The organism is Streptomyces rapamycinicus NRRL 5491 (genome assembly GCF_024298965.1).
GTDB lineage: Bacteria > Actinomycetota > Actinomycetes > Streptomycetales > Streptomycetaceae > Streptomyces > Streptomyces rapamycinicus.
This window is the reverse complement of sequence record NZ_CP085193.1, coordinates 10,949,621-10,962,412: the sequence shown is the minus strand read 5'-3', so window position 1 is coordinate 10,962,412 and position 12,792 is coordinate 10,949,621. Positions and strand designations below refer to the sequence as shown.

At 70.7% G+C, this 12,792-nt stretch carries 12 protein-coding genes; 7 read left to right on the top strand and 5 right to left on the bottom strand.

Annotation, left to right across the window (positions count from 1 at the left end; translation table 11 throughout):
- Positions 1 to 90: 90 nt before the first annotated feature.
- Entirely contained in the window at positions 91 to 876 is a 786-nt protein-coding gene (locus tag LIV37_RS45660) for a trypsin-like serine peptidase (protein WP_020873860.1), read from the bottom strand.
- 642 nt (positions 877 to 1,518) lie between these two features.
- Between LIV37_RS45660 and LIV37_RS45655 the strand changes: the two genes are divergently transcribed.
- Positions 1,519 to 2,841, top strand: a complete 1,323-nt coding sequence (locus LIV37_RS45655; RefSeq protein ID WP_020873859.1) for a cytochrome P450 — start codon at positions 1,519 to 1,521, stop codon at positions 2,839 to 2,841.
- A gap of 82 nt (positions 2,842 to 2,923) precedes the next feature.
- Entirely contained in the window at positions 2,924 to 4,042 is a 1,119-nt protein-coding gene (locus LIV37_RS45650; protein WP_020873858.1) for an LLM class flavin-dependent oxidoreductase, read from the top strand.
- 101 nt (positions 4,043 to 4,143) lie between these two features.
- Here the strand turns inward: LIV37_RS45650 and LIV37_RS45645 are convergent, their stop codons facing one another.
- The 3 genes from LIV37_RS45645 to LIV37_RS45635 are packed head-to-tail and all read right to left on the bottom strand — an operon-like array spanning position 4,144 to position 6,144.
- A complete protein-coding gene (locus tag LIV37_RS45645) occupies positions 4,144 to 4,359 on the bottom strand; it encodes a tautomerase family protein (RefSeq protein ID WP_020873857.1) in 216 nt (71 codons plus the stop codon).
- 58 nt (positions 4,360 to 4,417) lie between these two features.
- On the bottom strand, positions 4,418 to 5,326 hold the full coding sequence (locus LIV37_RS45640; RefSeq protein WP_020873856.1) for an SDR family NAD(P)-dependent oxidoreductase: 909 nt from the start codon (positions 5,324 to 5,326) through the stop codon (positions 4,418 to 4,420).
- 50 nt (positions 5,327 to 5,376) lie between these two features.
- Positions 5,377 to 6,144 carry an SDR family oxidoreductase gene (locus LIV37_RS45635; protein ID WP_020873855.1) on the bottom strand — a complete coding sequence of 256 codons (768 nt, stop codon included), beginning with the start codon at positions 6,142 to 6,144 and terminating at the stop codon, positions 5,377 to 5,379.
- Between the two features lie 189 nt (positions 6,145 to 6,333).
- On the opposite strand from LIV37_RS45635, the gene LIV37_RS45630 reads away from it, so the two are divergent.
- From LIV37_RS45630 to LIV37_RS45620, 3 genes are all read left to right on the top strand, one after another.
- Entirely contained in the window at positions 6,334 to 7,206 is an 873-nt protein-coding gene (locus tag LIV37_RS45630; RefSeq protein ID WP_020873854.1) for a helix-turn-helix transcriptional regulator, read from the top strand.
- 206 nt (positions 7,207 to 7,412) lie between these two features.
- On the top strand, positions 7,413 to 8,294 hold the full coding sequence (locus LIV37_RS45625) for an aldo/keto reductase (protein ID WP_020873853.1): 882 nt from the start codon (positions 7,413 to 7,415) through the stop codon (positions 8,292 to 8,294).
- Positions 8,295 to 8,472: 178 nt separating this feature from the next.
- A complete protein-coding gene (locus LIV37_RS45620; protein ID WP_020873852.1) occupies positions 8,473 to 9,243 on the top strand; it encodes an SDR family NAD(P)-dependent oxidoreductase in 771 nt (256 codons plus the stop codon).
- Between the two features lie 55 nt (positions 9,244 to 9,298).
- Here the strand turns inward: LIV37_RS45620 and LIV37_RS45615 are convergent, their stop codons facing one another.
- Complete coding sequence (locus LIV37_RS45615) at positions 9,299 to 10,855, bottom strand: alpha-L-arabinofuranosidase B (RefSeq protein WP_121826598.1); 1,557 nt, start codon at positions 10,853 to 10,855, stop codon at positions 9,299 to 9,301.
- 191 nt (positions 10,856 to 11,046) lie between these two features.
- Between LIV37_RS45615 and LIV37_RS45610 the strand changes: the two genes are divergently transcribed.
- Both LIV37_RS45610 and LIV37_RS45605 read left to right on the top strand, forming a co-directional pair.
- Positions 11,047 to 11,655: a 3'-5' exonuclease gene (locus LIV37_RS45610; RefSeq protein WP_121826599.1), complete on the top strand. Its 609-nt coding sequence runs from the start codon at positions 11,047 to 11,049 to the stop codon at positions 11,653 to 11,655.
- Between the two features lie 342 nt (positions 11,656 to 11,997).
- Positions 11,998 to 12,753 (top strand): dienelactone hydrolase family protein, encoded by a 756-nt coding sequence (locus LIV37_RS45605; RefSeq protein ID WP_020873849.1) that lies wholly within the window; start codon positions 11,998 to 12,000, stop codon positions 12,751 to 12,753.
- Positions 12,754 to 12,792 lie beyond the last annotated feature (39 nt).

Genomic DNA, 12,792 nt, shown 5'->3' with positions numbered 1-12,792 from the left:
GCGCCTTCTCCCGAGGACGGGGCGCTGCGGATGCCGGAGGCCGGGGCCCCTGAGCGCGGGGACCCCGGCCGACCGCCGTGTGTGTGGTGCTCAGCCGTTGGCGGTGTTGTCGTAGATCGTCTGAATCTTGTTGTCGAAGTAGGGGCTGTCGATATAGGCGGGCGGATCGGTCCGGGTGCTGGTGACGCCGATCTCGGTCCCCAGGCCCGTGGTCTCGTTGTAGTCCCGGAGCCAGGGGCCACCGCTCGCGCCCTCGACCATGGTGCACCCGTTCTGCACCCGGGAGCCGTCCTGCCACGTGGGGATGTTCTGGCACACGTAGGGCACCTCGCCGTCGTAGCCGAAGGCGGCCGGATAGCCCCAGACGGTCACGGTGTTGGAGTACCCGTAGTTGTAGCCGAGCCCCATGCCGCCGACGGTGTCGACCAGTTTGCCGGCGCCGTTGTCCCACACGTTGACCACGCCGATGTCGTAGTTCAGGTCGCTGTTGTTGATCCAGCCGTTGAACGTGGTCAGCGTTTTGGCGGACCAGGTTCCGTACGGCCGCGAGCCGTTGTAGTACGCGGGCACGAACACCCAGTTGGTGGCCCAGGTGCCACCCGCGCCACCGTGGACGCAGTGCCCCGCGGTGAACACCATGTTCTTCGTGGGATTGTTGACCGCCGCGGCGGAGCAGGCGTAGTCGCCGCCGTTGGTCGGGTTGTGGAAGAAGACCTTGCCCTGCACGATCGAGGTGGCGATCCGCACCCCGCGGGCCTTCTTCGCGGTGGCCTTCCGCGGATTCGCGAGCTGAGCGGGTTCGGCCGCCGCGTCGGCGGCCGCCTTCCGCGACGCCTTGGCGTCGGAGGGCGTGTCGGCCTCGACGGCTCTGCGCATACGCTGCGGGGTCCAGTATTTCTCGGCGGACTCCGTGGATGAGCGGGACGCGGCACTCTTGTGCGTGGACACCGCTGTGTCCGCACCGCGTGTGACGGTGCTGTGCGAATCGGCGGACGCGGCCGCCGGAATCGTCAGGGCGAACGCGAAAACCGCTCCGCTCGCCGCTAAAACGACCTTGCGTATCTGCACCAGTCCCCCCAATTTCTGATCGGGACAGGGAGCGGATGCCCCCGGTGAAATCCCGGGCGCACCGTATCGCGTGATGAAGTGCGCACGCCAAGATCCCGCAGGTGGTCAGAACGGTATCCGGCCAGGCATGCCGCCCCCGGCCCGGTACGGAAAATCGCCTCGCGACTGCTGGACTGCCCTTTTCGGCAAAAGCGGAACGGGTCGCGCGCGGCATTGAACGAGGAATTCCGACGCGTCAACGCGCGTCAACGACCGCCCTCTCCCGCACGGCGACGGCCACCCGATCCCCGACAGTGTCCGGAACCCGCAATCGCATTTCTCTCGGCGAATTCACGGAAGTATTCACGCATTCACGGCAGCCCCGCGCTGCGCGATGGGCCCGCCTGCCGCAGCGGATGCTGTTAGCCTCCCGGCAACCCCGTAGGCCCGCCGCTCCGAGGAAGACCATTGGTGACGAACCTCCAGGACGACCAGGACAGCCAGGACACACCGGCCCCGCAGCACGCGCCGGACCTGCCTGACGCGCCGGACACGCCTGACGCGCCGCCCCCGGGCTGCCCCGCCCACGCCGCGCGGCTGTACGGGCCGGACTTCCGGCGCCGCCCGGACGAGACGTACCAGCGGATACGTCAGGACAGCGGACCGGTCGCCCCGGTCCTCCTCGAAGGCGACATCGACGCCTGGTTCGTACTCGGCTACCGCGAGACCCGTCAGGTGCTGTCCGACACCGAGACGTTCGGCCGGGACCCGCGCCGCTGGAACGGCTGGGACAACGTGCCGCCGGACTGGCCGCTGATGCCGTGGGTGGCCTACAGCCCGATGATGACCTTCACCGAGGGCGAGGAGCACCAGCGGCGCGCGACGGCGGCAACCGAGGCCCTCGCCACGATCGACCCCTTCGTGCTGCGCGGCCACTGCGAGCGGTTCGCCGATCAGCTGATCGACAAGTTCGTCGCGAGCGGCAGGGCGGATCTGGTGTACGACTACATCTACTCGGTGCCCACCCTCGCCACGGCCGAGCTGTTCGGCCTGTCCCAGGACGAGGCCGGGCTGGAGGCCCTGGCGGCGGGGCTGACCGTGTCGTTCCTCTCCAACGAGGAGGCCATCGCCGGTCAGCGGCGGGTCGCCGGGTACGTGACGGAGCTGGTGCGGGCCAAGCGCGAGGAACCGGGCCCCGACCTCACCTCGCAGTTCATCCTGAACACCCCGGACCTCACCGAGGAGCAGCACACCGCTGACGTCATGGTGCTGATGGCGGCGGCACTGCCGCTGACCTCGTACTGGATCGGCAACACGCTGCGGCTGATGCTCACCGACGAGCGCTTCGCCATGACCCTCTCGGGCAACCGCCGCAGCATCGGCGAGGCCATGAACGAGGTGCTGTGGGCGGACTCCCCGCTGCAGAACCTCATCGGGCGGTACGCCACCCGCGACACCGACCTCGGCGGCCGGCGCATCCACGCCGGCGACCTCGTCGTCCTCGGCCTGGCCGCCGCCAACGCCGATCCGCTGCTGTGGCCCGACACCCCCGTCGGCCACGCCGGGAACCACTCCCATGTCGCGTTCAGCGGCGGCGACTACGGCTGCCCGGCGGGCGGTCCCGAGACGGCCAGGATCATCGCGGAGACGGCGATCGAGGTGCTGCTGGACCGGGTTCCGGACCTGACGCTGGCGGTCGCGCCCGACGAGCTGAGATGGGTGGACTCGTTCTGGTACCGCTGCCTGGACTCGCTGCCCGTCACGTTCAGCCCGGCCCCGGTCACGGCGGGCTAGCGCCCGAAGCGCCGGAATAGACAAGGGAGCCCCTCCGTTGACATAGTTCAACAATCAACTACTTCGGAGGAGGGTGAGTCCGGTGCAGTTCGGGATCTTCACGGTCGGGGATGTGACGGAGGACCCGACCAGGGGCACGGCGCCGAGCGAGCACGAGCGGATCAAGGCCATGGTCAGGATCGCGCTGAAGGCGGAGGAGGTGGGCCTCGACGTCTTCGCGACCGGCGAGCACCACAACCCGCCGTTCGTGCCGTCCTCCCCCACCACCATGCTCGGGTACGTCGCGGCGCGCACCGAGCGGCTGATCCTCTCGACCTCCACCACGCTGATCACCACCAACGACCCGGTGAAGATCGCCGAGGACTTCGCCATGCTCCAGCACCTGGCGGACGGCCGGGTCGATCTGATGATGGGGCGCGGAAACACCGGTCCGGTCTATCCGTGGTTCGGGCAGGACATCCGCCAGGGCATTCCGCTCGCCATCGAGAACTACGCCCTGCTGCACCGGCTGTGGCGCGAGGACGTGGTGGACTGGGAGGGGCGGTTCCGCACCCCGCTGCGGGGTTTCACCGCAACCCCGCGACCCCTGGACGGGGTGCCGCCGTTCGTCTGGCACGGCTCGATCCGCTCGCCGGAGATCGCCGAGCAGGCCGCCTACTACGGCGACGGCTTCTTCGCCAACAACATCTTCTGGCCCAAGGAGCACTTCCAGCAGCTGATCGACCTCTACCGGCGCCGCTACGCCCACTACGGCCACGGCACGCCCGAGCAGGCGATCGTCGGGCTCGGCGGCCAGGTGTTCATCCGGCCCAACTCCCAGGACGCCGTGCGTGAGTTCCGCCCGTACTTCGACAACGCGCCGGTCTACGGCCACGGCCCGTCCCTGGAGGAGTTCACCCGCGACACCCCGCTGACCGTGGGCAGCCCGCAGGAGGCCATCGAGAAGACCCTGGCCTTCCGTGACTCCTTCGGCGACTACCAGCGCCAGCTGTTCCTCATGGACCACGCCGGGCTGCCGCTGAAGACCGTCCTGGAACAGCTGGACCACCTCGGCGAGGTGGTGCGGGTGCTGCGCGCCGAGTTCGCCGAGGACCGCCCCGCCACCGTGCCCGGCGCCCCGACCCATGCCTCGCTCGTCGCCCGGCGCGACGCCGAGGCCGCGCGGGTCGGCGCCGGTCTCCAGGAGGTCCGGCCCGAGTAGCCCGGCATCCCCCCCGGGGGAGGGAGAGATCCTCCTCCCGGGGGAGCGCCCCGGCGTCCCCGGGGGAGATGGGGACGCCGGGGCGCTGGGGTCCGGTGGTGTCAGTTGCCGGGTGGCTGCTGGAGCATGGCAAGGGTCAGGACATTGCCGCCTATGCCCCAGCCGCCGTCGGTGACCTCCTCGACCAGGACCAGGGTGGTGGCGCGGGCGCGCTCACCGTAGATCTCGACGTACAGCTCGGTGGCACGGGTGACGATCTCCTCCTTCTGCTTCTCGTCGAGGGATCCGGCAGGGACCTTGAAGTTCGCGAAGGGCATGGCCGTTCTCTTTCGTAGGTGGGATTTCGGTGTGTTCGAGGGTGCGATTCGGGTGTGGTTACAGTGAGCTGCCCGTGGTGAGCAGATCGTCCAGCCCGGCCCGGCGGAAGAACTCGGCGCGGACGCGGTCGGCGACCGCGGAGACGACTTCGCTGCCGTCGCGGCTGGGGTCTATGTGGGTGCGCAGCGGGCGGGCGCCGGCCGGCCGGGCCACCAGGCGTACGACGGCGTCCGCGACGTGCGCGGCGTCCGCGTCCGGCGGAATCAGCGCGGCCAGCCGCTGGTCGAGTTCGGCCAGCAGGGTGCCATAGCGCTCGTCGTAGGCGGCGGCGCGGTCGGGGTCGGCGGGCGCGCCCGCGTGGCGGAAGTGGTTGGTGCCCGAGGTGAAGGCGCCGGGGACGACGATCGCGGTGTCGATGCCGAAGCGGACCACCTCGGCGGCGTAGCTGACGGCCAGGGCGTCCATGGCGGCCTTCGCGGCGAAGTAGGGCCCGATGAAGGGCGGGCAGCCGCCGCGGGTGCTGGAGCTGCCGATCCACACCAGCAGCCCCTCGCCCCGGGCCCGCAGATGCGGCAGCGCGGCACGGTTGACGCGCTGGGTGCCCAGGACGTTGACGTCGTACAGATGGGCCAGCTGCTCGGGGGTGAAGGCCTCCGCCGGGCCGGTGGCCATGTGTCCGGCGTTGTGGACGATCACGTCCAGCCGGTTCCGGTCGGCCAGGATGCGGGCGATGGCGGCGTCGGCGGAGTCCTGTGAGGTGACGTCGAGCTCCACGGCTCGCAGGTCGACGTCGTGGTCGGTGGCGTAGCGGTTCAGCTCGGCCACCGCGGAGGCGTTGCGGGTCTCCGGCTGCCGGATCCCGGCGTAGACCGTGTGGCCGGCGCGGGCCAGGGCGCGTGCGGTCAGCGCCCCGAAGCCACTGGAGGCCCCGGTGACCAGGATGGTCGTGGGTGTGTCGGAGGGCATGGGGTCCTTACGGGCGAGAGATGGGGGGGAAGCGGGTTGTGCGGCGGTGGTCAGACGATGCCGCCGTTGGCGCGGACCCGCTGACCGTTGACCCAGTGCCCGGCCGGGGAGGCGAGGAAGGCCACGACCTCGGCGATGTCGGCGGGGGTGCCCAGGCGCTCCAGCGGGGGCTGGGCCGCCATCCGGGCGATGGTCTCCTCGTCCTTGCCGTCGAGGAACAGGTCGGTGGCGGTGGGGCCGGGGGCCACGGTGTTGACGGTGACGTCCCGCCCGCGCAGCTCGCGCGCCAGGATCAGGGTGAGCGCCTCGACCGCTCCCTTGCTGGCGCTGTAGGCGCCGTAGGCGGGGAGGGCCAGGCCCACGATGGACGTGGAGAAGGTGATGAGCGCCCCGCCGCCGCGGATCCTGCGGGCGGCCTGCTGGGCGACGACGAAGGTGCCGCGGATGTTGGTGCGGTGCAGCGTGTCCAGCTCGGCGAGGTCCAGCTCGGCGATGGGCGCCAGATACATCCGGCCGGCCGCGTGGACGACGACGTCGACACCGCCGAACTCGGACTCCGCGGTGTCGAAGAGCGCGGCCACCTGCTGTTCGTCGGCGACGTCGGCCTGGACGGCGACGGCCCGGCCACCGGCGGCGGTGATGTCCTCGGCGGCTGCCTCGGCCGGTTCGCGGTGGCCCGCGTAGCCGATCACGACGGCGTATCCGTCGGCGGCCAGCCGCTTCACCGCCTCGTGGCCGATGCCGCGGGAGCCTCCGGTGACGATGGCGACGCGGGGCCGGTCGGCGGGGTGCTGGGGCGCGGTTTCCTGGGGCGACATGGAGACTCCTGGGGCATGTGCTGGTGGGTGGATGCCACGGCGTAAGGGCCGTGGCCCCCGGGGCGCCGGCGTCGTTCGCCGCCGTGCCCCTTCGGTGTTCCCAGCTTGGGCGGGGATCGCCGGGCCAGCCACGGCTCTCTCCACCCAGGGGTTGTCAGCCCCTGGCTCAGCTCACCGGTACAAGCGACCATGGGAGGCGTGAACCACTCCGAATTCGCCGCGTTCCTGAAGTCCCGGCGCGACCGCATCCGCCCGGCCGACGTCGGGCTGCCCGCCGGTCCGCGGCGCCGGGTGCCCGGCCTGCGGCGCGAGGAGGTCGCCCAGCTGGCCGGGTTGTCCGCGGACTACTACACCGAGCTGGAGCGCGGTCGCGGCGTCCAGCCCTCCGCCCAGGTGCTGACCGCGCTCGCCCGCGCGCTGCGGCTGAACGGCGACGAGCGCGACCATCTGTTCCACCTCACCGGCCGGCCCGTCCCCCCGGCGGCGCACGGCCCGGCCGCGCAGGTCCAGCCGGCCCTGCTCGGCCTGCTTGACCGGCTCACCACCACCCCCGCCCAGGTCATCACCGATCTGCACCAGACGCTGGTGCAGAACGAGCTGGCCGCGGCGCTGATCGGCCGTCCCCCGGCGGTGCGCGGCCCCGCGGCGAGCTTCGTCTACCGCTGGTTCACCGATCCGGACGCCCGTGGGGTCTACCCGCCCGAGGACCACTCCCACCACTCCCGGGTCTTCGTGGCCGACCTCCAGGCCGTCGCCGCCCGGCGCGGCGGCGACTCCGAGGTACGGCGGATGGTGGCCGCGCTCCGCCGCCGCAGCGAGGAGTTCGCCGCCCTCTGGGACACCCATGACGTGGCCCTCCGGCGGACCGACCACAAGCGCATCGTCCACCCCTCGCTGGGCGTCATCGAGCTGGACTGCCACTCCCTGTTCAGCGAGGACGGCCACCAGCGGCTGCTGTGGTTCAGCGCCCCGCCGGGCACCGAGGGCGCCGCGCAGCTGGAGCTTCTCTCGGTGATCGGCACGCAGGACATGACGGCCGGCGAGCACAGCTCGTCACCGTGATCCCCCGCCCTACGAGGGTGGAGCGGCGGCCTCGGAGGCCGGGCACGGCTCCCTGAGCACGCCAACGTGGTGACGTTCGGGGTGCGGAGCGAGCGAGCGGCCCGTCTTTGGGAACCCCTGTCGCAGTACGAGCGGGCTCTGCCCGGTGCCGGGGCCACGGCACCGGCGCCGGACCCGCCGGTCTCCGACTCACCCAAGGATCCCGTATGAATGGACCAGCCCCGCTTCTGACCCTGAACAACGGCGTGCGGATGCCCGCCCTCGGCCTCGGTGTCTACCAGAGCCCGCCCGACGAGACCGTCCCCGCCGTGACGACGGCCATCGACAACGGCTACCGCCTGATCGACACCGCGGCCGCCTACGGCAATGAGAAGGAGGTCGGTGAGGGCATCGCCCGATCGGGCATCGGCCGCGAGGAGATCTTCGTCATCACCAAGCTGTGGCTGACCGACTACGGCTACGACTCCACCCTCCGGGCCTTCGACACCAGCCTCACCAAGCTGGGCCTGGACCACCTCGACCTGTATCTGCTGCACTGGCCGGTCCCGTCCGCGTACGACACCACGGTGGCCTCGTACAAGGCGGCCGAGAAGCTGCTGGCGGACGGCCGGGTGCGGGCCATCGGCGTATGCAACCACACCCCCGAACACCTGACCGCCCTCATGGCGCGCACCGAGGTCGTGCCCGCCGTGAACCAGGTCGAGCTGCACCCGAACTTCAGCCAGCCGGAGCTGCGCGCGTTCGACGTCCGCCATGGCATCCTCACCCAGTCCTGGTCGCCCATCGGCGGGGTGAACCGCTACGGGGGCGAGGGCGCGGACAAGGTCAGGGATCCGCTCCAGGAGCCCACCATCACCGGCCTCGCCGAGAAGTACGGCAAGAGCCCGGCCCAGATCATCCTGCGCTGGCAGGTCGAGCACGACCTGTCCGCGATCCCGAAGTCGGTCAAACCCCACCGCATCGCGGAGAACATCGGGATCTTCGACTTCTCCCTGACCCCCCACGAAGTGGCCGCCATCGACGCGCTCGACACCGGGACGCGCGGTGGACCCGACCCCGACCGGGTCGAGCTCGGCACATTCTCCTGAGACACCGGTTCTCCTGAGACACCGGTTCTCCTGAGGCACCGGTTCTCCTGAGGCACGGCGCGGGGCGGCCAACTGCCGCCCCGCATACGGCCGTCCGGGCTGGAGACTATCGAGCTTCGTCGTGGAATGATGACGCGTGCTTTTGTCGGTTCCGGACCTCTGTCAGTGGGAGAGAGGCATGAGGGGACTTCAGGGCAAGAGGATCGTCATCGCGGGTGGCGCCACCGGTATCGGTGCCGCCACGGCCGAACGGCTCGCCGGGGAAGGCGCCTCGGTCGTCGTCGGCGACATCGACCTCGCGGGCGCGAAGGCCACCGCCCAGCGCGTCGCCGAGGCCGGCGGCACCGCGGTCGCCGTCCGGTTCGACCTCGCCGACGAGGAGTCGATCGGCGCGCTGATCGACCGGGCCGCCGCCGAACTCGGCGGGGTCGACGGGCTCTACAACGTCGGCGCCGACCTCTCGGACGAGCACCTGGGCCGGGACACCGATCTGCTGGAGATGGACCCGGCCGTGTGGCGGCGCACCCACGAGGTGAATCTGCTGGGCTACGCCCTCACCTGCCGGGCGGTCATCCCGCGGCTGCTGGCCCAGGGCGGCGGCGTGATCGTGAACACCTCCTCCGGCGCGGCCTGGGGAGGGGAGCCCCGGCGTCCCGCGTATGCCGCCTCCAAGGCCGGGATCAACGCGCTGACCCGCCATATCGCCTCCCGCTGGGGCAAGGAGGGCATCCGCTGCAACGCCGTGGCACCCGGGCTGGTCATGGGCGACACCCAGAAGCAGCGGGACGACCAGCGGCTGCAGGCCATGGCGCTGAAGATCGCCCGCAGTCCGCGGCTGGGCGAGCCCGCGGACGTGGCGGGCACCGTGGCGTTTCTCCTCTCGGACGACGCCGAGTGGGTCAACGGCCAGGTGTGGTCGGTCTGTGGCGGCATGAGCCTGCGCGACTGAGGGCTCCCCACGCCGTCCCGCGGCGGCAGGTCGTCCTACGGCGGGCCAGGTCGTCCTACGGAGTCCAGGGGGTGGAGACCCGCCAACTCACGTCGTCGGCCCATGACGTGGCGCTGTCGAAGGGGTTGGACCCTCCGTTGGAGGCGATGTAGACCTTGTTCTCGTAGTGGCGGATGAACCGGTCGGGGTAGTTGTAGGACGCGAACGAGGTGCCCTGGCCGTTCTTGCCGGTCCGGGGGCAGAAGGTGGCGTCGGCCCGGAAGACGGCGGTGCCGTCCATCGGCTGCCGGAGCAGTTGGTAGTCGTAGTGGCGCAGGAAGTCGCCGGGGTAGTTGCGCGACTCGAACGACACGCAGGAGGCGTTGGCGAGGCCACGGCGCACGATCCAGGACGCGTCGCCCTTGTCGAGTGCGGAGCTCCCGGAGGACACCACGGAGGTGACGGCGCTGTTGGCCTGGTGGCGGGCGTAGCGGTCGGTGTAGCCGGGGGTGGTGGCGCGCAGGGACGTCGTCGAGCCCGCGTCGAGGGTGCCGCCCGCCACGGGGCTGGGCGCGCCGTAGCCCACCGACACGACGTTGGCCTGCACCGCGTCGTCGGCCGCGTCGGTCGGCAGACCGCTGGTCATCACGCCCTCGAAGAACGAGCCGATGGACCCGTTACTGTTGTCGCCGCCGGTGCCGAGGACGATGGAGCCCTCCTGGTGCATCGGCGAGTAGCCCGGCCTGGACGGCTCAGGACCCGCGTACTGGGTGGTGAGCCTGCCGGACTGGGCGTTGCCGTCCTTGAGGGCGAAGTGGTTCTGTCCGTTGTTCTTCAGCAGGGCGGTGACGAAGGGCGCGGAGTTGCCGGTGTTCGAGGGGTTCTCGCTGTAGCCGCTGTCCGACTGGAACAGGCCGTTCTCCAGGTCCGCCTGCACCCAGGGCCCGGATCCGCTGCACGGCGGGAACCAGCACTCCGTGCCGAAGTTGATGGCGTCCATGTGGCCGTTGCCGGTGTCGGCGATCCGCACCTCGGCGTTGCCGTAGTCGAAACAGCACAGGCCATTGACATGGGTGCCGGAGGTGACCATGTACATCCCCTCGGGCTGGCCGTTGACGGCGACCCCGGAGGCCGCGGTGTGACGGTAGCCCATGCGCCCGGAGAAGGACGCGCCGTAGACCTGGTGGCCGCCCGCGGTCACGGGTAACGCGTCGGCGGGCACACCGGAGTTGGCGGGGCCCGCGGTGCCGGCCGGTTCGATGGGCATGTGGTTGTGGCGCGGTGACTGGTCGTAGATGACGTTGATCACGCATGTGGTTCCGGCGCAGAAGGAGTCCTGCCGGGCGGCGTCGGCGTAGCCGCCCGCCGTCAGCGTTCCCACGTCGGTCACGGCGCTGTCGGAGGCGCGTTTCAGCTGGTAGAGCGGGCCGTTGAAGGAGGCGTAGAGGGCCCGGGTGGTGCTGTGCGCGGCCACGCAGGGCGTACCGGCCGCGGCATAGATGTCGCACGGCAGGGAGGCCGCGGCCTGGGAGGTGCCCGTACCGCCGGCCAGGAGTCCGAGGACGAGGGCCGCTGTCGCACCCACCGACAGCAGCGCTCTTCTCACCCTCGTGAGACCCGAAGGAACCTTCATGGTGGTGCCCTTCCTCGTGGATGTCAGGGCCATGCCATTACTTGTTCGATATTTCGTACGTTGACCGTGAAATCGAACCTGACGGTAGGACTGGCGACCGTCGGCGTCAATGGCCGAGCACGGAGGAGTAGCCTCCTGCGCGGCGACTCGTACGGTTCATTCGCCCGCACCGCATATCGAGGAGAGACCGTTTGTCGACGTTTGTCGTGTTCGACCTTGAGTTCACCACCTGGTCGGGAGCGCTCGAGCAGGACTGGTCGGAACCGGGCCAGCTTCGCGAAATCGTTCAGATCGGCGCGCTGCGCATCAGCACCGACTCCTCCGCTGACGCCTACTCCGTCGTCGAGGAATACGAGGCGCTGGTCAGACCGGTGGTCAATCCCCGGCTGTCCCCGTTCTTCACCGGCCTCACCGGTATCGACCAGCAGACCCTGGACCGCGAGGGAGTCGCACCCGCCGAGGCGATCGGCGACTTCCTGGCCTTCTGCCGGGGGCAGTCCGTCCTCTCCTACGGCAATGACATGGTCGTCCTCGGGGAGAACGTGGGATGGGCCCGGGCCCGCGGCGAGCAGGTCAAGAACGGCTTTCTCACCACCCCCTTCCTGAACATCCGGCCATGGCTGAACACCATCGCGCCGGTGACTGCCCCGGCCAATTCCGGTCGGCTGTGGGAAGCGCTCGGCCTGCCCAAACCCGCGGCCGGCAAGGAGCATTCGGCGCTCTTCGACTGCTATTCGATCGCCGCGGCGATCGGACACGTCCGCGCCGGTGGGGCCGCCCTGCCCGAGGGTTACGTCTAGGGGCCGACCGGCGGATCTTGACGCCTGCGGCGGGCTGTTCCCCGCCCCTTCCCTCAACTGGGGCTCCGCCCCAGACCCCGGGGTCCGGGGGCGAAGCCCCCGGTAGCGGGGAGGGGCGGGGAGGGGAAAGCATCACCATGCGGCTCCGCCGCGTGGTCCGCCGGACCCCCCTAGGACCCGCTCTGCCCGAGTGGCGCCTCCAGGGAGGGAGCGAATCGGCCATCGGCGAACGTGGCGTCCGACGCGCCGACGGCGAGTGGCACAATCCGCCGGAGAGGCTGGAGATCTTGCTCGGCGGTGCTCGCGCGCCGTCCGGTACGCATCGAGGAAAGGAACCCCCACATGGCCGCAGTGCGCGGATCAGCCGTGGACATCCCCACCCAGGACGGCATCGCCGATGCCTATCTGGCCCACCCCGACGACACCGGCAGCCACCCGGCCGTTCTGTTCTACATGGACGCGTTCGGCCTCCGGCCCCATCTGCGCGGGATGGCCGACCGTCTGGCCGCGGCCGGTTACACCGTGCTGGTGCCCAACGTGTTCTACCGCCACGGGCGCGCTCCGGTGGTGGAGCTGCCCGACTTCCTCGACCCGGCGGCGCGTCCGGCGATCTTCGAGCACATCGCCCCGATCGCGCGGGAGCTCACTCCCGAGCGTGCCATGAGCGACGCCGGTGCCTATCTCGACTGGCTGGCGTCCTGCCCGCGGGCCGCCGACGGGCCCGTGGGCCTCACCGGCTACTGCTTGGGCGCCGGGCTGGTCCTGCGGACCGCCGGAGCGCACCCCGATCGCGTCGCCGCGGCAGCCGGTTTCCACGGTGCCCAGTTGGCCACGGAGGAGCCGGACAGCCCGCACACGGTGGCCGGGCAGATCACCGCCGAGCTGTACTTCGGACACGCGGACCAGGATCGCTCCCTGCCCCCCGAGCAGATCGAGCGCCTGGACAAGGCCCTCAACGAGGCCGGTGTCCGCCACCGCACCGAGGTCTACACGGGCGCCCAGCACGGCTTCACCCAGGCCGACACCTCCGCCTACGACACCGAGGCCGCCGAACGCCACTGGGAGGCCCTGCTCGACCTCTTCGGCCGCACTCTCTGACCATGGCCCAGGGTCCTTCTTCCACGGAGATCTGCCAGA

What these genes read in the sequence shown, in the direction of transcription:
- LIV37_RS45660 (WP_020873860.1), bottom strand. Translation starts at nt 876, where the DNA reads ATGCGCAGAGCCGTCGAGGCCGACACGCCCTCCGACGCCAAGGCGTCG.
- LIV37_RS45645 (WP_020873857.1), bottom strand. Translation starts at nt 4,359, where the DNA reads ATGCCCTTCGCGAACTTCAAGGTCCCTGCCGGATCCCTCGACGAGAAG.
- LIV37_RS45640 (WP_020873856.1), bottom strand. Translation starts at nt 5,326, where the DNA reads ATGCCCTCCGACACACCCACGACCATCCTGGTCACCGGGGCCTCCAGT.
- LIV37_RS45635 (WP_020873855.1), bottom strand. Translation starts at nt 6,144, where the DNA reads ATGTCGCCCCAGGAAACCGCGCCCCAGCACCCCGCCGACCGGCCCCGC.
- LIV37_RS45630 (WP_020873854.1), top strand. Translation starts at nt 6,334, where the DNA reads ATGGGAGGCGTGAACCACTCCGAATTCGCCGCGTTCCTGAAGTCCCGG.
- LIV37_RS45625 (WP_020873853.1), top strand. Translation starts at nt 7,413, where the DNA reads ATGAATGGACCAGCCCCGCTTCTGACCCTGAACAACGGCGTGCGGATG.
- LIV37_RS45620 (WP_020873852.1), top strand. Translation starts at nt 8,473, where the DNA reads ATGAGGGGACTTCAGGGCAAGAGGATCGTCATCGCGGGTGGCGCCACC.
- LIV37_RS45615 (WP_121826598.1), bottom strand. Translation starts at nt 10,855, where the DNA reads ATGAAGGTTCCTTCGGGTCTCACGAGGGTGAGAAGAGCGCTGCTGTCG.
- LIV37_RS45605 (WP_020873849.1), top strand. Translation starts at nt 11,998, where the DNA reads ATGGCCGCAGTGCGCGGATCAGCCGTGGACATCCCCACCCAGGACGGC.